Origin of the sequence: Bacillus sp. FSL W8-0640 (genome assembly GCF_038007725.1) — a bacterium.
GTDB classification, from domain to species: Bacteria; Bacillota; Bacilli; order Bacillales; family Bacillaceae_G; genus Bacillus_A; species Bacillus_A cereus.
This window is the reverse complement of sequence record NZ_JBBOXT010000001.1, coordinates 2,211,493-2,231,914: the sequence shown is the minus strand read 5'-3', so window position 1 is coordinate 2,231,914 and position 20,422 is coordinate 2,211,493. Positions and strand designations below refer to the sequence as shown.

Here is a 20,422-nt window from a genome sequence, read left to right as displayed (position 1 = left end):
AAAGAATTCATCTTTTTTTACTGACCGGAAATTTTTAAAGTTACATAACTTATTACTAAAATGAGAAAGGGTAAATTATACTTTTTTATACGAACTTAACAAAGAGTAATTGTTCAATTGATTTATTACTTATTTCCCCAAAAAATATAGTCCTTCCTAAATTTACTAGGAAGGACTATATACAAACCCCTGTTTAATTTCCTACTAAACATTGTAACAAATTAAACGATATTAATACCTGCACTTACAAATCCAGCAACTGCAGCTATTGGACTTGCTGCTGTTAATGAAACATACAGTAGTATTTTATCTCCAGCAGCTACTGGAATAGCTTCAGCTATGATACCTGATGCTGTAGAACCAATCGCTATTGCGGCAAATGCTGGTGTTAATAAAAGAGGTGCGCCTTGTACTGTAAACGTATTGCTTGCTGCAGGTGCAGTTAATATTTGTATTTGCACTTGAACAGGTGATATTGGAGCTAATGCAGCTGTTGCACTAAAGAAACCTGCTAATGACGTGATAGTTCCTGCACGTGGTGCTACAAATGCATAATCACCTATACCTAATGCTAATGTGATACTAGTTCCACCTGTTAATGCTACACCAGGCTGACTAAATCCAAATCCAAGAAGAGTTCCTGTATTAGCTACTAACGCGTTAACTAACGCAGATGGTGTTGTACCTGAAGCAAATGGAATAATAGCTCCGCCACCAGCTGCACCAGTTGCTCCTGTTAAGCCCGTTGCCCCTGTTGGACCTGTTGCTCCTGTTGCTCCTGTTGCTCCTGTTGCTCCTGTTGCTCCTGTTGCTCCTGTTGCCCCTGTTGGACCTGTTGCCCCTGTTGGACCTGTTGCCCCTGTTGCTCCTGTTACTCCTGTTGCTCCTGTTACTCCTGTTGCTCCACCAGTACCTGCTGGACCTGTCGCTCCTGTTGGGCCTGTTGGACCTGTTGCTCCTGTTGCTCCTGTTGCTCCCGTTGGCCCTGCTCCGGTTCCTGCTGGGCCCGTTGGACCTGTTGGACCTGTTGGACCTGTCGCCCCTGGAGTAGCATTGATTAATTGAATTAATAAATTAAAAAGAAGTTGTAAAGTTGCAGAATCAACATTTGAGTTGCAGGATATAGGGATAAGATCTAAAGCGAAGAAGAATTGTGCAAGGGCGCTATAAAATTGTTGCAATAATGTTGACAATTGTCCTAAATTAGGTGCTGGAGATTGTAATAAAACTATAATACTTTGAGTTAATTGTTTCAAAAAATTAACTTCTGGGGAAGGTAATAAGGAATTTAAGAAAATTAAAAATTGATTAAATAAATCGAGTAACACTAATCTGTTTGCATTACTTGGATTTGCAAAAAATGCTGAAATAGCTGATACTAATGAGTTTAGTAAAGTAATTAATTGACTTAATTGTTCCCTAGTAATAGGAACTGACTGTGGATTTTTACAACAATCTGCTGAAAAAACAATCGGATTGCAGTTATTATGATCAAAACAATCATTATGTTTCATTTATTTCCTCCTTACTTTTCTTATAGTTGAGTGTTTTCCTATTCTAAGTACTATAAAAGATGCCATTGAAAAATGTAGTTGAGTTATATGTTTCTCTTAAAATAGGAAACATGAATGATAATCAAACTTGAAAACGTCATTTAATTATGTTCATGACTCACATATTAATTATATGTTTTTAATAATTGACTGCTTAGATTAAATACCTAAACTTAAGAGTTTATTTTATTTTTCCACGTTTATCTCTTAGGTTCAAAGACACATTTTAATTTGAATACAAAAACCGAATTTACGATTTACATATATTCCGCAAGTAACAACATCATTTTTTCATATAAATAAAGAACATTTCCTTACTAAAATTGGGCTCACCTTATAAAGGTGAAGCCGTTTCTATTATAAAAAACTCTCATACAATATAGTGGACAAGTTATTTTATACTTCGTTCTAATAAAATATTGTAAGGAGTGAAAATTAATTGCCTATCATTCAACCATTTATGGCATCTAGAAGATTTACATCTACACTAGGAGCCGGCACAGGTACAGGTGCAGCTTTTGCAATTGCTGCCACAGCTTGTTTAAACGATGCGGGTACTACTGCAACCGCTTTTCCGACTTTCACGTATTACAACTTATATGTGAACGGTATTCTTCAACCAAGCGTGAACTCCAGTGTTACTACTGGTCCTACTGGTGCTATTACAATTCCTGGTGGGGATGCATTAGACGGCGGAATTCCAATTACAATTGAATTTATCGTCACTTAATGTTACCGAATGTAATTCAGAACAAAAAAGACAGATTCCTTTTCACATTAAGAATCTGTCTTTTTTAATTAATAATAATAAATTGTAAAATAATTGAAGAACCTTGCGATGGTGGTTGGTTATCCAATAAAGTTAGTTTACCAGTACTAACTTCATAGAATGGTTGTGGTTGCAGAATTCCATTGATAAACAAATTTACATATGAAACCTCAGTAGGTGATAGTATATTCGTTGTACCATATTGAGCTATGCCATCTGCATCTGTATATATAAGTTTCTCTCCATCTGAAAAAGTGTAATATAGCAAATTAGTTGTTGTTATAGGGCCAATCCCCCCAGTAGGACCTGTTACTCCCGTTATTCCTGTTGCTCCTGTTGCTCCCGTTGTTCCTGTTGCTCCAGTTACTCCCGTTGTTCCTGTTACACCCGTTGCTCCTGTTACTCCCGTTGCTCCCGTTGCTCCCGTTGCTCCTGTTGCTCCCGTTGCTCCTGTTGCTCCCGTTGCTCCCGTTATTCCTGTTATTCCTGTTGCTCCCGTTGCTCCCGTTGCTCCTGTTGCTCCTGTTGCTCCCGTTGCTCCTGTTATTCCTGTTGCCCCCGTTGCTCCTGTTGCTCCCGTTGCTCCTGTTGCTCCTGTTGCTCCCGTTGTTCCTGTTGCTCCCGTTACTCCCGTTGTTCCTGTTACTCCCGTTGCTCCCGTTACACCCGTTGCTCCTGTTACTCCTGTTACTCCCGTTGCTCCCGTTGTTCCTGTTGCTCCCGTTGTTCCTGTTGCTCCCGTTACTCCCGTTATTCCTGTTATTCCTGTTGCTCCCGTTGCTCCTGTTATTCCTGTTGCCCCCGTTGCTCCTGTTGCTCCTGTTGCTCCTGTTGCTCCCGTTACTCCCGTTGTTCCTGTTACTCCCGTTGCTCCTGTTGCTCCTGTTGCTCCTGTTGCTCCTGTTGCTCCTGTTGCTCCTGTTGGAATATATATTGGTGGAAGAGCTGAAAATGTAGGTCCAATATTCTCAGGTTCTATCTTACCTTTATTTATTGATAATTTATCATTCCGCTTCAATTTAATTCCTCATTCCACATATTTTTAATTAACTTACATAAGTATGAGTCTATTATTAAGAAATGCTTTCATAACTATTCTTTTTTCTTTCCAAATGATTCATACAGTTATTAAACATTTTACCGTTGCTATAACTCCTATTAATATAATAAAATGATAGTCCCATTCCAAAAACACGAAACTTATTGCATTCTAATTTAAAAATGAGGTAATTTATACTCAAGATAAAAATGAAAAAAGAATAGAAAAACTAGTATCAATGGCTCTTGAAATTATTCTTCCATACAGACTTACTGAACCTACCAGAAATACTGGGTCAATAGTTACAACAAACTCTATGTTCGCTAATAATACATTAGGTGATCCCATCACTGTGATATTAGGCGGAACTAATATTCCTCTTTCTAATAACCAAAGCCTCGGTAATTTTACAGTTAACGCCTCAAACGATATATTTACAATTCCTGTAACCAGAAGATATCATTTAACCTATCAAGTTAATACGACAACTGCTCTACTCGCTGGAACAAAACACTATTAAACGCTTCTACTCCACTTCCTGGTTCTATTTTTTCTCCCGCTATATCAACTTCAAATTATAACAATAATTTAATTGCCGATACTACAATTTCACTTCAATTATTCGGCGTATTATACATCGTTAATTTGGTTGGAGGTGGTTCAACAGGTGCCTCTCTAACAATTATACGAATCGATTTAAAAATGATTCATTCTTTTTCTAATAAACATTATTAAATACTAAGTCTGTCATGATAAGAACCTCCCAATTATTTCATAAAAGTGATGGCGCATTAAAGAACAAATTGCACTATATTCATAGTAGAAACTATCTATACTAAATTTTCCGTATATATATTATCAATTTACACTGACTTCCACCGATGTTACATTAAATATGAAGACAGTTTCTTTTTTACGAACCATCTCAATACGTATTTGAGAAACGTACTCCAATCCTATACGCGAGAGCAATACTATGTTGACACTCAGATGAGTGTCTTTTTTTGTGAGTAATAAAAAATAAAAACCATCTCTTAAAGATGGTTTTATCTTTTGTTACTATAAATGTAAACTTATACAGTTGGATAATAAATTGTCATGCTTAATCGAGTCAAAGATTCCCCTAAATTATAATAAGAGTGTGATCTATCGGCCTTAAAACGAATTGAATCTCCACTATTTAATGTATATTGACAGTTATTCACTTCTACTGTCAATTCACCTTCAAATACCGTAATAAATTCTTCTGCGCCTTCTTTATGCCCTTCTGAACTTAATTTCCCTTCTGTTTCTATTTCTACTGTATACATTTCAAAATGTCTATCATCTTGAAAAGGAAAAGAAGGATACACTTTATATTTTCCATTGTCTTCAGACAATGCTTGAATATCTTTTCTTAAAATCACTTTCGTATCAGGCTGAGGATTGTTGATTAAAGAGGTAAAAGAAACTTTCAAGCCATTTGCAATTTTCCATATTGTTGTTAGTGTCGGGCTTGATTCTCCTCTTTCAATTTGTCCAATCATCGTTTTACTCACACCTGTTAATTGGGAAACTTTTTCCAAACTTAATTTTTCTTTTTCTCTTATAGTTTTTAAATTTTTCGCTAGTATAAGTTGAATTTCTTCCATAAAAAACACTCCCACACTATATACAATATAACGACCGTTATGTATAATAAAAAGCACACGTTATATTGTTCTTTTCGGTCATTATAACATACAAAAATAATTAGGGGGGTTCAAATGCCTATATTTTCTTTTTTGTTATTTGTATTTATAAGTAGCTTCACACCTGGTCCTAACAATTTCTTAGCTATGACATACGCAAATCAACATGGATTAAAGAGAAGCATAAACTTTTGCTTCGGAGTAGCTTTTGGTTTTTTCATCCTCACTTCTTTATGTAGTTTCTTTAATGTTGTACTACTTAATATCTTACCCATAATCGAATTCCCTTTAAAAATTTTAGGTGTAGCGTATATGTTATATTTAGCTATTAAAATACTTACTAGTAAAAGCAGTACGAATCCCGTTGAAAAAGATAATAAAAACTTATTCACTGTGGGGATTTCTCTTCAATTCGTTAATCCTAAAGGGATATTATTCGGACTGACTGTAGTATCGACTTTCATACTCCCCTACTACAATTCATATTCAAGTTTTCTGCTTTTCTCATTATTTCTAGGTATAGTCGGTTTACTAAGTACATTTAGTTGGAGTTTATTTGGTTCAATATTCCAAAAAATATTAGTAAAACATAACCAATTATTCAACATCATTATGGCTGTTTTATTAGTTTTCAGTGCCGTTTCAATCGTTATACACTAATTCGATGCTCATTTTAGATTTTGTACTTTTTAATACCACTCTTTATCAATCAGACTACTTTATATACTAATCCATCCACATACCCTATGTGGTTTAAAACTTTTAAGAGGAAACCTTCTAACAATAGGTTTCCTTCCATATCATATTAAATAAGAAGCAGGTTAAATACGGAGGTGATTTTGATTAAGACTACTTTAATTTCTCATTTTTACAATGAAGAATATTTACTTCCATGGTGGTTAATGCACCATACAAAGCTATTTGATCATGGCATTCTTATTAATCGTGGATCCACTGATCGTTCAGTTGAAATCTGTAAAACATTCGCTCCTAATTGGGAAATACGAAACTCAAAATCACTCGAATTTGATGCTTATTTAGTTGATCAAGAAGTTATGGAAATTGAAAGAGAAATTACAGGATGGAAAATGGTATTGAATACGACAGAATTCCTGTGCTGTTATAATAAAGAACAATTTTTCAAATCACTTAGCACTATGGGTGGCAATATGTTTTCAATAAGAATGATTATGATGATTGACGAACCGACTCATGGCTACACTAATCCAAGATATAGCTCTCCGCTTGTTAAACAACGTTATCACGGCATAATAATTCAACCTAATCCAAACCAACTATATCTTAACGGTAGATTAATTCACAATAATTCGCACGGGAACTATAGAGTCGGGAGACATGGTTCGCATTATCCTTATAGCATTTACATGGAACCTGCTTTTATTTTTAAATTTTTTTATAGTCCATGGAACGATGCAATGAAAAAACGAAAATTACAAATTGGGCCGACTCTTTCTCAACATAGTGTACAGCGTGGACTAGGTTCTCATCACTTAACAACAATTGAAAAATTAGAAACAAAATACAAATTCTATGCAACTTTAACTACGGACCTCCGGTTATTCCCAGAATACCAAATTATATTTCCTGACCTTTATCCTTAATGTCATGAATATTTAGTTTCCACATCTATCCGTTTTTTATTAACATATCAACTCCAACTAAATATTTTTCTCTAGTAGAAATCTGAGCTAGGACTCTTGCTGCGCGCAAATTCCTCTTATTTAATGTCGTATCACCAGCCTATAATCTTTCATACCATTTCATTGAGTACCTGATGTTGGATTAGAAATAAAAAATGGCAATTCATTTGGAAAATTTTCAATTTCAGATTATATACCTTCTAAAACAAAGTATTCAAACAATAGAACCTAAACTAATGTCTTAAGTTATGGCTTTATTTTTTTCTTATTATTCACTTTAAAACCTTTTTATAATAATATTGAAAAATACAGTATAATATAAATTACTGTTCTTTGGGAGGGTTATAATGTCTGATAAGTATAAAATTTTCATTCTTATTGTTACCGCATCTTTTTCTTTCTTTTCCTTAATAAAAGATTTCCGCAACACTTCAAAAAGTTTCTTTTGGGGTAGTTTTGTAATTCTTACAAGCTTCATAATACTTTTAACACTCGCTTTAGATTTAACTCAAATACTCCTATATTCAGCGCAAATTGCGCTTGAAATTATTACAATACCACATAAACTCTTTCTACCATCTGTCACTGAAGCCGCTATTATTTACTAATAAAGTATTTTAATTTTCTTATGCATGCCAAAATATATTTTGGTAAATTTGACACACATTTATATCAAACAAGCATATTTTATTGTATGGTGACTATCTAATAATACAAATTTTAAATTTTTATAAGATCCTTTTATTTTTAATTAAAAATTTACAACATTCTAAAACAGTATGCACATAATATCCTCCATTCCCTTTTTCAACATGAAACTTGTCTCAGAGCGCCTTTAAAAGCGCTCTTTATCTTTAATAAAGGTTTTATTAAAATTTAGGTTAAAAATTAATACCCTATAGTCATAATAGCTATTTACTGTTTCCAAAATAAGTTGCATTAATAATATAGAAATGAAATACCTATAAAAATTATTACTTTACTATTTCTTTAAACATGCTAGTGAGGTGATTTCGATAGATTATCAAAACAAAGATATGTTCATTAACTTTTCACTTTTAGATATTAACCGTATTATTCTCCCACATTCTCCTACTGGGGCTACTGGAGCTACCGGGGCTACCGGTTCCACTGGAGCTACCGGGGCTACCGGGGCTACTGGCTCTACCGGACCTACTGGAGCTACCGGTTCCACTGGGACTACTGGGACTACCGGGGCTACCGGGGCTACTGGAGCTACCGGGGCTACCGGTTCCACTGGACTTACTGGCTCTACTGGGGCTACTGGCTCTACTGGCTCTACTGGTTCCACTGGGACTACCGGGGCTACTGGCTCTACCGGACCTACTGGAGCTACCGGTTCCACTGGACCTACTGGGACTACCGGGGCTACCGGTTCCACTGGAGCTACCGGGGCTACTGGAGCTACCGGTTCCACTGGGACTACCGGCTCTACCGGACCTACTGGAGCTACCGGGGCTACTGGAGCTACCGGGGCTACTGGAGCTACCGGTTCCACTGGACCTACTGGCTCCACTGGGACTACCGGGGCTACCGGGGCTACTGGAGCTACCGGGGCTACTGGAGCTACCGGGGCTACCGGTTCCACTGGACTTACTGGCTCCACTGGGACTACCGGGGCTACTGGGGCTACTGGAGCTACCGGGGCTACCGGGGCTACCGGGGCTACTGGACTTACTGGCTCCACTGGGGCTACTGGAGCTACCGGGGCTACCGGTTCCACTGGACCTACTGGACCTACTGGTTCCACTGGTTCCACTGGGACTACTGGAGCTACCGGTTCCATCGGGCCTACTGGCTTCACTGGTTCCACCGGGCCTACTGGTTCTACTGGTTCTACTGGGCCTACCGGGGCGGCTAGTGTAGGATTAACAAACTATCTATATGTTTTTGATACTACTAACCAATCAATTGCAGTAGGAAGTAGTGTTACTTTTAACACAAATGGACCTATAACAGGAACTGCCCTTAGCCACATCACAGGTACTGGAAATATTATAATTAATACACTAGGAACATATGTAGCAGAGTTTCAATTACAAGCTTCTCGCGAAAACCAATTCTCCCTCCAACTAAATGGTACACCAATTTCAGGTGGACGTTTTGGTACGGGGTCACCACATACAATAAATCAAGGTACTGCTGCTTTTACCGTAACAGTTGTTCCTTCAACATTGACTTTAATAAATAACACCTCTTCAGCAGGTACTATCACTCTCTCAAATAGTGATGGTGGCTCTTTAACAAATGTATCTGCAAGTATAAGTATTTTTCAGGTCGGATAATTAATTTGGTTAGAAAAGTAATTCATAAAGTTTACAAATAAAAAAATGAGGCTTCTCTTTTCTAGAGAAACCTCATTTTTTTTATTAAATTTTAAACTGACTCGTATACAGATCAAAATAAAACCCTCTATCTTCCATAAGAGACTCATGATTCCCTCTTTCTAAAATTCTTCCATCCTTTATAACAAGGATTTGATCTGCTTTTTCAATTGTTTTAAGTCGGTGAGCGATCACAAAACTTGTGCGACCTCTCATTAAATTATTTAGCCCTGCTTGTATTTGTAATTCTGTTCTTGTGTCAATATTAGATGTCGCTTCATCGAGAATTAATATATCTGCATCTGCTAAAATTGCTCGTGCAATCGCAAGAAGTTGTTTTTGTCCTTGACTTAAATTCGATCCTTCTGAAGCAATTTCTGTTTCATATTGATTTGGCAAATGCTTAATAAAAGAATGTGCAGATGCTGCCTTAGCTGCAGTGATAACTTCTTCATCAGTAGCATCTAAGCGTCCATAACGGATATTATCCATAATCGAACCAGCAAATAAATACGTATCCTGTAAAACTACTCCTATTTTACTTCGTAAAGAATTAATATCATAATCTTTTATATCTTTTCCATCAATATGAATTTGTCCTTGCTGTATATCGTAAAAGCGAGTTAACAAATTAATGATTGTTGTTTTCCCTGATCCAGTCGGGCCAACTAAAGCAATTGTCTCTCCTGGCTGCGCTTTAAGACTCACTTCTTTTAAAATCGTTTTATTCTCTGCATAGCCAAATGAAACATTCTCAAGTGCAACATGCCCTTGTAAATTTTGTACAACAAATGCGTCTTTTTTATTTTGAATTTCTGGTACCTCATCCATAATCTCAAAAACACGTTCTCCACCAGCAACTGCCGCTTGAATTGTATTCATTAAAGTCGCAAATTGACTTAACGGTCTTGAGAATTGACGAGAATAATTAATAAAAGCCGCAATAACACCTACTGTTGTCATTCCGTTTAAGACCATAACTGATCCAGTCCCAATGACAAGCCCCATACCTAAGTTATTAATAAAGTTCATACTTGGAAAAATAAAAGCTGAAAATGTATCAGCCTTCGTAGCTGAAACTCTTAGCTGTTCATTAATTTTATTGAAATTTTGTACAGTTTCTTTTTCTTTTCCATACAACGTCGTAACATCCGCACCTGTAATTGCTTCCTCAATAAATCCATTTAATTCACCTAAATCTTTTTGACGCTTCGCAAAGTTTTTACCACTATATGCAACTAGTTTTTTTGTAACGTAAAACATAATAGGTACTGTAATTAAAGTTACAATTGCTAAAATCCAATTTAAGGCGAACATCGCAATCGTTACACCTATAAAAGTTAGCGCTGATGAAATAATTTGTACAACACTTTGTGTCAAAGCTTGGTTCAAATTATCTATATCATTTGTCACACGGCTCATTAAATCACCTTGAGAACGCACATCAAAGAACCGTAAAGAAAGCGTTTGGATTTTCTCAAAAATATCTTGTCGTATTTTTTGAATTGTTTTTAATGCAACGTTAATCATGACAAATGTTTGTAACCATGTTAAAAGTACAGTTACACCGTAAATCGCGATAAGTAACATACACATTCTTGCTGTACCACTTAAATCTTTCGGTACAATATATTGATCTATAATGACTCCCATAAAATAGGGACCTAATAATCCAAGTAAAGTAGTAACAACGACTAGAAATATAACAAACATTAGAGCAGCTTTTTGATAGCCCATATAGTTCCATATCCGCATTACAGTTCCTTGGGCATTTTTAGCTTTTCCCATCTTTGGTGTGTTTCGTCCACCTTTATTAGCAAATTGCCCTTGAAAATTACGCATGTTCTTCCCCACCTTCTTTATGCAAATTACCACCTTGGGAAAGATAAATTTCCTGATAAACCTCACTTCGTTCTAACAATTGTTCATGTGTACCATTGCCAACTAATTCACCATTATCTAATACAAGTATTTTATCCGCATCCATTATGGAAGAAATTTTAGACGCAATTAATAAAGTCGTTGTGCCTTTATATTTTGTTTTTAAAGCTGTTTGAATAGTAGCCTCTGATTTTGCATCAACTGCTGATGTAGAATCATCTAATATGAGAATCGGTGGTTTTCTCACAAGTGCCCTTGCAATTGATACACGTTGTTTTTGTCCACCTGATAGATTTGTCGCACCTTGTGTTAAATTATATTGATAAGATTCTTCCAGCTTATTAATAAACTCAGTCGCACAAGCTGATGCAGCTGCTACTTCCAGCTCATCATGTGTTGCATTTTCTTTACCATAACGTAAATTCTCTTCTATACTACCTGAGAACAACAAAGCCTTCTGAGGTACAAACCCTATTGAAGCACGGAGTTTTTGCAAATCATATGTTTTAACATCTATTCCATCTATACATATTTCACCTTGATCCACATCATATAGACGTGGTAACAGTTTCGCTAAGGTAGATTTACCACTTCCAGTTGATCCAATAATCCCTACTTTTTCACCTTTTTGTATGCTAAACGAAATATCTTTTAAAACGTATTCATTATTTTTCGTATAGCTATAACTAACATTTTTAAATTCGATATTCCCCTCGATTTTCTCAGGTTCGATTGCATTAGCTGCGCTTATAATATCAACCTCGGTATTTAACACTTGCTGTACACGATCCGCAGATGGAAAAGCTCGCGCAATTTGAATAAATACCATGCTAATCGACATAAGTGACATTAAAATGATATTCAAGTAATTAATAAATGCCAAAATCGCTCCTACTTGAAGCGTTCCATTGAATACTTTTTCTCCACCAATCCATAATGTTGCGACAATCCCGCCACTTACAACTAGCATAATGATTGGCATCATTAAAGAAATAAGTTGCACAGCTCGAATATTTATCTTCGTTAAATTTGTATTTACACTTCCGAATTGAGCGATTTCATATTTTTGTCTTACATACGCTTTTATAACACGTACACCAGATAAATTTTCTTGTAACTTTGTATTCACTTTGTCCAATGCCTCTTGCACCTTTTTAAATGTACCACTTGCTTTGCTTGCAATTAAAATAATCGCAAGTAATAAAATCGGAACAACTACAAGTAATATTGGAAATAACTCTCTTGCTGTTACAAAAACAATAATTATACTTCCCATAAATAACAGCGGACCACGAACGAGAACACGTAATGTCATTGTCATTGCTGATTGAATGGAAGTGATATCATTCGTCACGATCGTTAATAATTTACCTGTTCCAAATGAATCACGATTATTACTAGAAAATGTTTCTATTTTCGCAAACACATCTTTTCGTATGTCAGTAGCGAAATTAACAGCTGCTTTTGTAGAATACATCATACACCCAAGCCCTCCAACTAAACCGAGTGCTGCTGCTCCTATCATAAGAAGCCCCATTTTTATTACATAATTTAAATCCCGATTTGCAATCCCAACATCAATGATATGTTGCATAATAGTCGGTTGAATTAAGTCCATCGCAACCTCAAGTACCATAAATAGCGGTCCAATAATAGCGAAGAACATGTATGGTTTTAAATACTGTAATAACTTACGAAATGATTTCATACATAATCTCCTTTTCCCATGAAATTACCACTGAATAATTCATATCCCTCCTTATTTAATTGATATTTTTTGTAATTTCTTCATTACTTTTATTATATTATGCAAATTAATATTTAACATTATTAAATGATAAGTATTAATGACTTTCTGGTCAATAAATGTGCTTTATATTATGTAAATACAAAAACCGCATTCTTAATGAAAAGAATACGGTTTTTTCATCTATATTTCTTCAATTGTAAAATTTAAAAACTCAGTCTCAAATCCCTTATTTTTAGAAGGACTACACGTGTAAAAACCTATTTTAATAGGCTCATTCCCTATATCCTCCATTAAATGAGCGATTCTTATTTGTTCCCATTGATGGCTCTTTTTCACATATATTGTATAATCACCGCGTTTTCGAATAATTCGAAAACAAAGTTGTTGCTTAGCTGCTTCAGTTGGATAATCTTGCGTTGACCAGTCAGAATATCCATTATTCGTTACGACAGCTCCTAAATGAGAAGGGCCATCTGGAATATACTCTAATGAAGTTTTCAACCAACACTTTTCCGAAATCATAACAAAAAGACCTGCTTGATCGTATTTTGAATTTGGATTCATACACAATTGTACTTCAGCTTGAAAGTCTGTCATCATTTCATTATAAAATACATGACCATTCATGACTTCAAAACCATAATGTGTTTTAAGCCAAAAATCTGTTTCTGCTTTCGAACGGACAATAAACGCCTGCTTGTCATTAATTTTATAATATTCAGGGACATTCATTATAGTGAGCTGCTCAACATGTTTAGGTATATATGATATATTCATAGTTCCTCCATAATAAAACCTTTATACAAATATTTAAAACTCCGCTAATACTGGGAATTTATAACCTTTAAAATCTAACTCTTTATCACTTCGAACCATTAAATACTTGCTAGACTGTAATTCTGTAAACTGTACATCCTCAACCCCTAATTGATCCGGTGAAAAATAAAATTCGATTTCCGTAAACCTTTCATTGATTTCTCCACATAATTCATCTAAAACCGGAAGTACTGGCGCAAATACTCCAAATAATTTCAACTTTTCATTGTCTACTTCATAAACGATTAGAGCATCTAGTTTCTCTGAATAATACAATTTCTCATTCCATTCCGAATCATACATATTCAAATAAAATGAAGGATGGAAGTTTAAAGTTGAAAAACTATTTGAAAGTCTTTGGCTACTATCAATAGTTTCATGTATTAACTGTCTATTCTCTATATTATAGAAATCTAACTTTTTAAGTAGTGAATGGTTATTATTAATATTTTTATCATATGGTATAGTCATCAAATATTCCTGCACAACTTTAAATCCAAATGCTGTATATAGTTCAGGTTTTTCCGTAAACAATAATGCACATTCACATTTCTTATCAATTTCTTCTATCATTTTACTCATTAATTGTGTCATTAGCCCTTGTCTACGGAAATTAGGGTGTGTCATTACTGATTGAATACCCGCCGCATTTATTTTTTCACCATTAATTAATAATGGGAGTGAAAATGCCGCAACATTTGCAATCACTTTATCTTCTTGTAAAAATGATAAAGCTTTATATGTATCATCCCAATATCCTTTATCCGAAAAATCATTCAATGTTTGAGTTGTAATTCCAAACACTTCTTCAAATAAAGGAAATAACTGCTCTCTTTTCGGTTCTTCTATTAGAAGACTTGCCAATTTTTCAACATTCCCCATGTTGTACCTCCAAATGTTAAATTCCATTAAATTAGATATACTTATATGACCTACTCTTAAAAATAGAGGTCTTACCAATCAATATACTATCATAAAACATAAAAAAAAGTCTAATTAATTTTATGTTTCGACTATTTGAAAATAAGTCGAATAAAAAAATATTAAGATTTTCGGATATTAATTAGTTTATTTTATAAAAATAGCGCTTTCTAATTAGCTTTTACTAATAGAAATACACTATTTATAATAAAATATTTTTATTCTTTTATCCCTTCAAGTCTTTCCTTCGTATTAATTTCTTCTCCACTTATACGCTTTTCAAAAGACTTTCTCCAACTATTTGAAAGTGCATTTACTTCTAATATCCTTTTTACCCCTTCAATATTTTGTTTTTCCTTATGCATAATACGGTTAGCGAATGCTACTGAAACACCTTTTGGATCAGACTGTAGTCTTTTTAAGGTGTCGACTGATGATACCCATCCTTCTTTTAATACACGAAAATAAAATCCTGTATATCCTGTTTCTTGAAAATATAGTGGTAACTTTGGAATATTATATTTTTTTGCTAATTTAAAACAAGGTTGCCTTGGTTGTGTTACCTGTACGATTGCCTGTCCTAGCTCAAATGTATCACCAATACAAACATCCTCTTCGCTCATACCACTAACTGTTATATTTTCTCCGAAAGCCCCATATACAAGATCTTGATTCAATTCTTTTTCCCAGTATGGATAGTGATCACCAGTATAAACACAAACTGCTTTATCTACTCCTCCATGATGAACTAAGTCAGCTTGTCCATCCCCATTAAATTTTACAAAGGATAAATATACCGGTTCCTTTACTTGTTTCTTATTTATGCCTGTATGAACTACCTTTCCACCGTATGTAACCTCTTTTGGTAATCCTATATTTAAAGATAATAATTGATATTCATTAGCCATTCTATTTCCTCCTTTAAAGGTGTTACATGTATTTTCTCTCAATTAATTTTTACAACCCTCTCTGCTATATAAAGATGATTATAAAACCTTTAAAATCATTGTTCAATTCAATTATTTATATAATAATGATAGGTATAACCTATTATTATACTTGAGGTGATTCCAATCGAATTACGACAACTTGAATACTTTTTAGCTGTTTCAAAAGAATTACATTTCACAAAAGCAGCTGAGAAATTAAATATTTCACAGCCTTCTCTAAGTCAACAAATACGTGCATTAGAGCATGAAGTAGGAATGCCACTTTTCGATCGAATTGGTAAAAAAATATCTTTAACTGAAGCAGGGAAGATTTTATTATCACATAGTAAAACCATTTTTCATGAAGTCGAACAAGCTCGTTCAGCTATTCAAGATCTAAACGGATTACAGCAAGGTTCCTTAACAATAGGGGCTTTGTTAACCGTCGTAAATTATTTACTACCACCAGCTATTTTAAATTTCAATAATTTATATCCCAATATAGAGCTTTCTGTATTAGGGCTTCGCACAAGAGATATTCGTGAAAAATTATTACGAAACGAACTAGATATTGGAATTACATTTCTCCCGGTGCAAGATAAAGAGATTATCTCTATCCCTCTATACAAAAGCGATCTTACATTAGTCGTGCCCACTGGTCATCGATTAGCTGAACGTAATCATGTATCTATTGCTGAATTACAGAACTATCCTTTAATTCTTTTACCTAAAAATTTCTTTTTAACCGAACTAATTACATCTCATTGTCAAAAATTCAACTTTAAACCAAGACCAATTTTAGAAATTAGCACGATGGAATCTTTAATCCAAATGGTTTCCAAAGGAATGGGAATTACAGTGTTACCCAAACCATATATAGACTTTTTACAAAATAATAACATTCAAGCTATTAAAATAGAAAACCCTACTCCAACAATTGAAATAGGGTTAATTTATAGAAAAGATAAATATATGTGTGCTGCAACTCAAGAATTTATTGAACAACTAAAAAGCACAGTACGTTCTTTCCAAAACTAAACAAAAGAGATTATCCTATGAAACCGTTTCATAGGATAATCTCTTTTCAAAACAAAGTAAACATTATATTAAACTCTTATAGATTTTAATGTACCTTTTTAGATATTGGAATATATTTAGTAAAATATGCACCAACTAGCAATAATACAATTGAAAATAACCAAGTAAAAGCACCGCCAAAGTGAAACCAATATGCAAACATATTTAAAATTGCGAGTGAAAAGAAGCAAATAGAAGTTAACGCACTTTTCAATCCTTTTATCCCAGATTTTTTTCTCTTTTGATAAGCAATATACATCGCAATGACAAGAAAAAAGATAAGAACAAATAGTAACATAACTTTTAGCATTGGTAATCCCTCCTGTATAAACGCACTCTTTACACTACCATATTATACCACATAGTACTAAAGAACTTTTATTCATTCCTGTTGTTTTTCACTATCTTTCCTTCACATCAGACCTCATCAAAACTCTCAACTAATGATTATTTGCTAACTGATAATTGCCTTGTTAAGATTATGGTAATAATAGAGTTCCAAAATAAAGTGATTTGACATCCGATAAACAAAAACAATACATTGTCCCCACTTATAAGCAATCATCTAATTCATGAAACTAAGAAACTTATTTATCAAAGCAAAAGGAGAATTTATGTATGAGCAATTGCAAACCAATTGATGAATTAACTATTGAAGACCTAAAACAAAACCCCATTTGGGAATGGGCAATAGATGAAGAGGAAAACGAAGAACATGACGAAACATGGGTAAAACCAGCAGCAACTACTAATTTTACAGATGAGCTAAACGGTTCAATCGTACTAGGCGAACTATTCTTACATAATGGTGAAAAATTCCCTATGATGTGTGAAATTGACATTGAAAATAACGAGGCAGTAATTCGTTCTGTTGTTTATTATAACGAAGCAGAAAATGAGTATATTGCTATAGAAGATATTGTGAAAACGGTCGAAATGCCGTTATCGATTATTATTAACCTAACAATTCATGCAGAATCCAAAACCTTACGCTTCACTGCACATAAAGTAGATATTTATAAAAATTCAATAACGACTAATTTAAATTAAAGTTGGACGAAATAAAGAAAACAATTATTAAATAAAGTGAAGCTTTAATCAGTGGGGGTCTTACTGCCCAGCAAATAGCGGGATAAAAACCGGAAAATGATTATCGATTCCCCGGTTTTTCAAACTAGATTAAAGTATTCCCTTTTCTACTAAAGTCTCTGCGATTTGAACTGAATTCCAAGCCGCACCTTTTAATAGGTTATCAGAAACAATCCAGAGGTGGAATCCGTTTGGCATATCAGGATCTTTACGTATTCTTCCGACAAATGTATCTATTTTCCCTTCTGCATATAATGGCATTGGATACAGCTGTTTACTAGGGTTATCCTGCAAAATAACACCTGGTGCATCCATTAATACTTCCTTAATTTCCGTAACGGTTGCTTCTTTTTCCAGTTCTATATAAACCGATTCTGAATGCCCTGATACAACTGGAACACGTACACAAGTAGCTGCCATTTTCAGGTTTTCATCTTCTAATATTTTCTTCGTTTCTTGAATCATTTTTACTTCTTCAAAAGTAAAATCATTGTCTGTAAATATATCTACTTGAGGCAGTACATTAAACGCTATTGGGTAATGTTTTTTATCTTTTTTCGCCGGTAATATATTACTTTTCACTTCTTCACCAGCAAGCATAGACTTAGCCTGCTCTTGTAATTCATGAATCGCATGAATACCAGAACCCGATACGGCTTGATATGTTGAAACGATAATTCTTTCTAAACCGAATGATTTTCGAATCGGCTGAAGTGCTGTTACCATCTGTAATGCTGAACAATTTGGAACTGCAATGATACCTTTATGCTGCTTTAAAGTATGCGCATTCACTTCCGGAACAACGAGCGGTACATCTTGCGCCATTCGGTACTCACTTGTGTTATCAATTACAATCGCACCACTAGAAACTGCATGAGTTACAAATTGTCTAGATACTTCTCCCCCAGCGCTAAAAAAGGCAATATCTACACCTTCAAAGCTAGTTGTTTTTGCCTCTTTTATAATTATCTCTCGTCCTTTGAATCTTACTTTCTTACCGGCGGATCGTTTTGACGAAAGCAATGTAACTTCAACTATATTAAACTTCATTTCATTCTCTAACAGTTCAATAATTTTTTGTCCTACCGCACCTGTAGCCCCAACAACAGCTACATGATAGCCCTTTTTTTTCATCTTTTCTCCTCCAATATCACCTGAATGAATATTTCTACAATTTCATTTTATACAGAATTTAATCATTTGGAAAATTAAAATACATGATATAATCATTCACAAATCATGATAATAAAAGAGGGATTGCTTATGGAGATGAGACATGTTAAAACATTTTGCGCCATTGTGAAGTATGGTAATTTTTCTAAGGCTGCGCATGCGCTAGGTTATGCGCAATCTACTGTTACAGCACATATGAAAGCTTTAGAGAACGATTTACATATTCCTCTTTTCGATCGGTTAGGGAAAAAAGTGCTACTTACAAAAGCAGGTCATCAATTTCATCCTTATGCATTAGAATTACTTTCAATATATGAAAAAGCGCGAGAAATCCCCCAAAATACAGATTATTTAGAAGGTACATTAAGTATTACATCTAATGAATCATTAGCGGTATACCGATTACCACAATTATTACGTACTTACAAACAGAAAAATCCGAAAGTAAATATCGTACTTGAAACAAACACAAATGAACAAGCATTACAAAAATTACGTGAAGGAGAAACAGACGTTGTCTTCATAATTGGAGAAAGTATAGAACATAATGATTTTATTACGCGTACTTTTAGTAATGAAACATTTGGATGGATTTTACCAGCTTATTCCTCTGCGCATACAAATCCATTCCAGTTATTACAGGACACCCAGTTCATTTTTACAGAACAAAGCTGCGGCTATAGGCCAATGGTAGATCGTTTTTTATGTCAAAGTGGAAATATTCCAGCTAAAACATTTGAAACTTCCAATGTTGAAGTCATTAAACAATCCGTTATGTGTGAGTTAGGCATTTCAATTCTTCCTTATATCGTTGTACAAGAAAGTTGCCAAAAAGGACAACTATGTTTTCAACCTATCGAAACTCCAACAGTTATTCAAAGTTATGTAATCTATCATAAATCTAGATGGATTTCCCCGGTATTACAATCGTTCCTTTCCTTACTTGAACGAGACTAAAATATTAAGACGTACATAGAAAAAGAGTAATTGCCTAATAAGCAATTACTCTCTTTCATTAATTAGTATACTATTTATTAGTCTGTTCCCCACCTGCAATTAATTTACTACCTGAATATGTACCTTTGTTCATAAACACTTGATTAATTAATTCTTTTTGCTCAGCTTGCGACATTACTCCTTTTCCTTCTCCTAAATTCCCACTTTGTAATTTCCAAATCTTATTGTGATCCCCATCAACCTTTTCATATTTTCCTTGTTTCCATCGTTCTAAAATTTCTACATATGTACTTCCCTGTACAAGATCATTACTCTTTACAATATCAATTAAGCTTTCAATCCGCTCTTGTGTAATAAAAATATAGCCCCACTTTTGATCAGCTTTCGCTTTTTGATGTGCCATTTCATGTAATGCTGTCTGTATGTTCTCATCTGTCCATTTAAAATTTTTATTAAAACCACTATTCGGCAATGAATAATTTCCATTTTCTAAAAGCTTTGCATCTTCTGCTTTTACGTTACTATCAGCTAATACTTCTACTGCTGGAGCAGCTGGTGATGCCTTTTTCGCAGCTGGTTTACTATTATTTAAATAATGCAGCATACCATATGTTAAACCTACTCCAATTACCGCCATACCAGCTATAACACCTATTATTTTCAAAAATGTTTTCATCTCGCTTGTTTCCTCCCAAATATCTCCGTTCTGACTACCTAATTATTTCTTATATAAAAACTGTTACTTCATTCAAAATATCGCATCCCATCCCCTATCATATTATTTATATATAC

Annotated in this window: 18 protein-coding genes and 2 pseudogenes; 9 read left to right on the top strand and 11 right to left on the bottom strand. The window is 34.4% G+C overall.

Annotation, left to right across the window (positions count from 1 at the left end):
* Positions 1-221 precede the first annotated feature (221 nt).
* Positions 222-1,514, bottom strand: coding sequence for an exosporium protein ExsJ (gene exsJ / locus N2V80_RS11635; RefSeq protein ID WP_061655650.1), 1,293 nt, complete (start codon positions 1,512-1,514; stop codon positions 222-224).
* A 478-nt stretch (positions 1,515-1,992) separates the two neighbouring features.
* Here exsJ and N2V80_RS11630 point away from each other — a divergent pair, with 478 nt between their 5' ends.
* Positions 1,993-2,283 carry a DUF4183 domain-containing protein gene (locus N2V80_RS11630; RefSeq protein WP_001121647.1) on the top strand — a complete coding sequence of 97 codons (291 nt, stop codon included), beginning with the start codon at positions 1,993-1,995 and terminating at the stop codon, positions 2,281-2,283.
* Positions 2,284-2,347: 64 nt separating this feature from the next.
* On the opposite strand, the gene N2V80_RS11625 is transcribed toward N2V80_RS11630, so the two are convergent.
* Positions 2,348-3,340, bottom strand: coding sequence for a DUF4183 domain-containing protein (locus N2V80_RS11625; RefSeq protein WP_340979854.1), 993 nt, complete (start codon positions 3,338-3,340; stop codon positions 2,348-2,350).
* A 259-nt stretch (positions 3,341-3,599) separates the two neighbouring features.
* Here N2V80_RS11625 and N2V80_RS11620 point away from each other — a divergent pair.
* Positions 3,600-4,096, top strand: a pseudogene (locus N2V80_RS11620) (BclA C-terminal domain-containing protein).
* A 338-nt stretch (positions 4,097-4,434) separates the two neighbouring features.
* Here N2V80_RS11620 and N2V80_RS11615 read toward each other — a convergent pair.
* Positions 4,435-5,049 (bottom strand): helix-turn-helix domain-containing protein, encoded by a 615-nt coding sequence (locus N2V80_RS11615; RefSeq protein WP_002061360.1) that lies wholly within the window; start codon positions 5,047-5,049, stop codon positions 4,435-4,437.
* Between the two features lie 57 nt (positions 5,050-5,106).
* Between N2V80_RS11615 and N2V80_RS11610 the strand changes: the two genes are divergently transcribed.
* The 4 genes and pseudogenes from N2V80_RS11610 to N2V80_RS30525 all read left to right on the top strand — a co-directional run.
* A complete protein-coding gene (locus N2V80_RS11610; RefSeq protein ID WP_001121281.1) occupies positions 5,107-5,691 on the top strand; it encodes a LysE family translocator in 585 nt (194 codons plus the stop codon).
* Positions 5,692-5,870: 179 nt separating this feature from the next.
* Positions 5,871-6,653, top strand: coding sequence for a glycosyltransferase family 2 protein (locus tag N2V80_RS11605; protein WP_000598285.1), 783 nt, complete (start codon positions 5,871-5,873; stop codon positions 6,651-6,653).
* A gap of 386 nt (positions 6,654-7,039) precedes the next feature.
* Positions 7,040-7,300 (top strand): hypothetical protein, encoded by a 261-nt coding sequence (locus N2V80_RS11600; protein WP_001281135.1) that lies wholly within the window; start codon positions 7,040-7,042, stop codon positions 7,298-7,300.
* A 1,071-nt stretch (positions 7,301-8,371) separates the two neighbouring features.
* Positions 8,372-8,998, top strand: a pseudogene (locus tag N2V80_RS30525) (collagen-like protein); the annotation flags it as partial.
* Between the two features lie 84 nt (positions 8,999-9,082).
* On the opposite strand, the gene N2V80_RS11590 reads toward N2V80_RS30525, so the two are convergent.
* The 5 genes from N2V80_RS11590 to N2V80_RS11570 all read right to left on the bottom strand — a co-directional run bounded on the left by N2V80_RS11590 (position 9,083) and on the right by N2V80_RS11570 (position 15,313).
* The gene (locus N2V80_RS11590; RefSeq protein ID WP_001243556.1) at positions 9,083-10,879 is read right to left on the bottom strand and encodes an ABC transporter ATP-binding protein; all 1,797 of its coding nucleotides are present in this window, start codon (positions 10,877-10,879) and stop codon (positions 9,083-9,085) included.
* A complete protein-coding gene (locus N2V80_RS11585; RefSeq protein ID WP_000834789.1) occupies positions 10,872-12,626 on the bottom strand; it encodes an ABC transporter ATP-binding protein in 1,755 nt (584 codons plus the stop codon). Before N2V80_RS11585 ends, N2V80_RS11590 begins: the two co-directional genes overlap by 8 nt.
* Positions 12,627-12,848: 222 nt before the next feature.
* The gene (locus N2V80_RS11580; RefSeq protein WP_061654634.1) at positions 12,849-13,445 is read right to left on the bottom strand and encodes a DUF1349 domain-containing protein; all 597 of its coding nucleotides are present in this window, start codon (positions 13,443-13,445) and stop codon (positions 12,849-12,851) included.
* A 33-nt stretch (positions 13,446-13,478) separates the two neighbouring features.
* Positions 13,479-14,366, bottom strand: a complete 888-nt coding sequence (locus N2V80_RS11575; RefSeq protein WP_000528676.1) for a GNAT family N-acetyltransferase — start codon at positions 14,364-14,366, stop codon at positions 13,479-13,481.
* Between the two features lie 257 nt (positions 14,367-14,623).
* A complete protein-coding gene (locus N2V80_RS11570) occupies positions 14,624-15,313 on the bottom strand; it encodes an MOSC domain-containing protein (RefSeq protein ID WP_001263003.1) in 690 nt (229 codons plus the stop codon).
* 156 nt (positions 15,314-15,469) lie between these two features.
* Here N2V80_RS11570 and N2V80_RS11565 point away from each other — a divergent pair, with 156 nt between their 5' ends.
* Positions 15,470-16,372 (top strand): LysR family transcriptional regulator, encoded by a 903-nt coding sequence (locus tag N2V80_RS11565; RefSeq protein WP_061654641.1) that lies wholly within the window; start codon positions 15,470-15,472, stop codon positions 16,370-16,372.
* An 85-nt stretch (positions 16,373-16,457) separates the two neighbouring features.
* Here the strand turns inward: N2V80_RS11565 and N2V80_RS11560 are convergent, their stop codons facing one another.
* A complete protein-coding gene (locus N2V80_RS11560; protein WP_061654642.1) occupies positions 16,458-16,721 on the bottom strand; it encodes a hypothetical protein in 264 nt (87 codons plus the stop codon).
* 308 nt (positions 16,722-17,029) lie between these two features.
* Here N2V80_RS11560 and N2V80_RS11555 point away from each other — a divergent pair, with 308 nt between their 5' ends.
* On the top strand, positions 17,030-17,461 hold the full coding sequence (locus tag N2V80_RS11555) for a hypothetical protein (RefSeq protein WP_061654643.1): 432 nt from the start codon (positions 17,030-17,032) through the stop codon (positions 17,459-17,461).
* Between the two features lie 129 nt (positions 17,462-17,590).
* Here N2V80_RS11555 and N2V80_RS11550 read toward each other — a convergent pair whose 3' ends face one another.
* Positions 17,591-18,634: an aspartate-semialdehyde dehydrogenase gene (locus tag N2V80_RS11550; protein WP_061654644.1), complete on the bottom strand. Its 1,044-nt coding sequence runs from the start codon at positions 18,632-18,634 to the stop codon at positions 17,591-17,593.
* 129 nt (positions 18,635-18,763) lie between these two features.
* On the opposite strand from N2V80_RS11550, the gene N2V80_RS11545 reads away from it, so the two are divergent.
* On the top strand, positions 18,764-19,630 hold the full coding sequence (locus tag N2V80_RS11545) for a LysR family transcriptional regulator (protein ID WP_000425905.1): 867 nt from the start codon (positions 18,764-18,766) through the stop codon (positions 19,628-19,630).
* A 70-nt stretch (positions 19,631-19,700) separates the two neighbouring features.
* On the opposite strand, the gene N2V80_RS11540 is transcribed toward N2V80_RS11545, so the two are convergent.
* Positions 19,701-20,306: a PRK06770 family protein gene (locus tag N2V80_RS11540; protein ID WP_000846983.1), complete on the bottom strand. Its 606-nt coding sequence runs from the start codon at positions 20,304-20,306 to the stop codon at positions 19,701-19,703.
* Positions 20,307-20,422 lie beyond the last annotated feature (116 nt).

Coding starts and splice junctions, on each gene's coding strand:
- exsJ (WP_061655650.1), bottom strand. CDS start 1,514: ATGAAACATAATGATTGTTTTGATCATAATAACTGCAATCCGATTGTT.
- N2V80_RS11610 (WP_001121281.1), top strand. CDS start 5,107: ATGCCTATATTTTCTTTTTTGTTATTTGTATTTATAAGTAGCTTCACA.
- N2V80_RS11600 (WP_001281135.1), top strand. CDS start 7,040: ATGTCTGATAAGTATAAAATTTTCATTCTTATTGTTACCGCATCTTTT.
- N2V80_RS11590 (WP_001243556.1), bottom strand. CDS start 10,879: ATGCGTAATTTTCAAGGGCAATTTGCTAATAAAGGTGGACGAAACACA.
- N2V80_RS11585 (WP_000834789.1), bottom strand. CDS start 12,626: ATGAAATCATTTCGTAAGTTATTACAGTATTTAAAACCATACATGTTC.
- N2V80_RS11580 (WP_061654634.1), bottom strand. CDS start 13,445: ATGAATATATCATATATACCTAAACATGTTGAGCAGCTCACTATAATG.
- N2V80_RS11575 (WP_000528676.1), bottom strand. CDS start 14,366: ATGGGGAATGTTGAAAAATTGGCAAGTCTTCTAATAGAAGAACCGAAA.
- N2V80_RS11570 (WP_001263003.1), bottom strand. CDS start 15,313: ATGGCTAATGAATATCAATTATTATCTTTAAATATAGGATTACCAAAA.
- N2V80_RS11560 (WP_061654642.1), bottom strand. CDS start 16,721: ATGCTAAAAGTTATGTTACTATTTGTTCTTATCTTTTTTCTTGTCATT.
- N2V80_RS11555 (WP_061654643.1), top strand. CDS start 17,030: ATGAGCAATTGCAAACCAATTGATGAATTAACTATTGAAGACCTAAAA.
- N2V80_RS11550 (WP_061654644.1), bottom strand. CDS start 18,634: ATGAAAAAAAAGGGCTATCATGTAGCTGTTGTTGGGGCTACAGGTGCG.
- N2V80_RS11545 (WP_000425905.1), top strand. CDS start 18,764: ATGGAGATGAGACATGTTAAAACATTTTGCGCCATTGTGAAGTATGGT.
- N2V80_RS11540 (WP_000846983.1), bottom strand. CDS start 20,306: ATGAAAACATTTTTGAAAATAATAGGTGTTATAGCTGGTATGGCGGTA.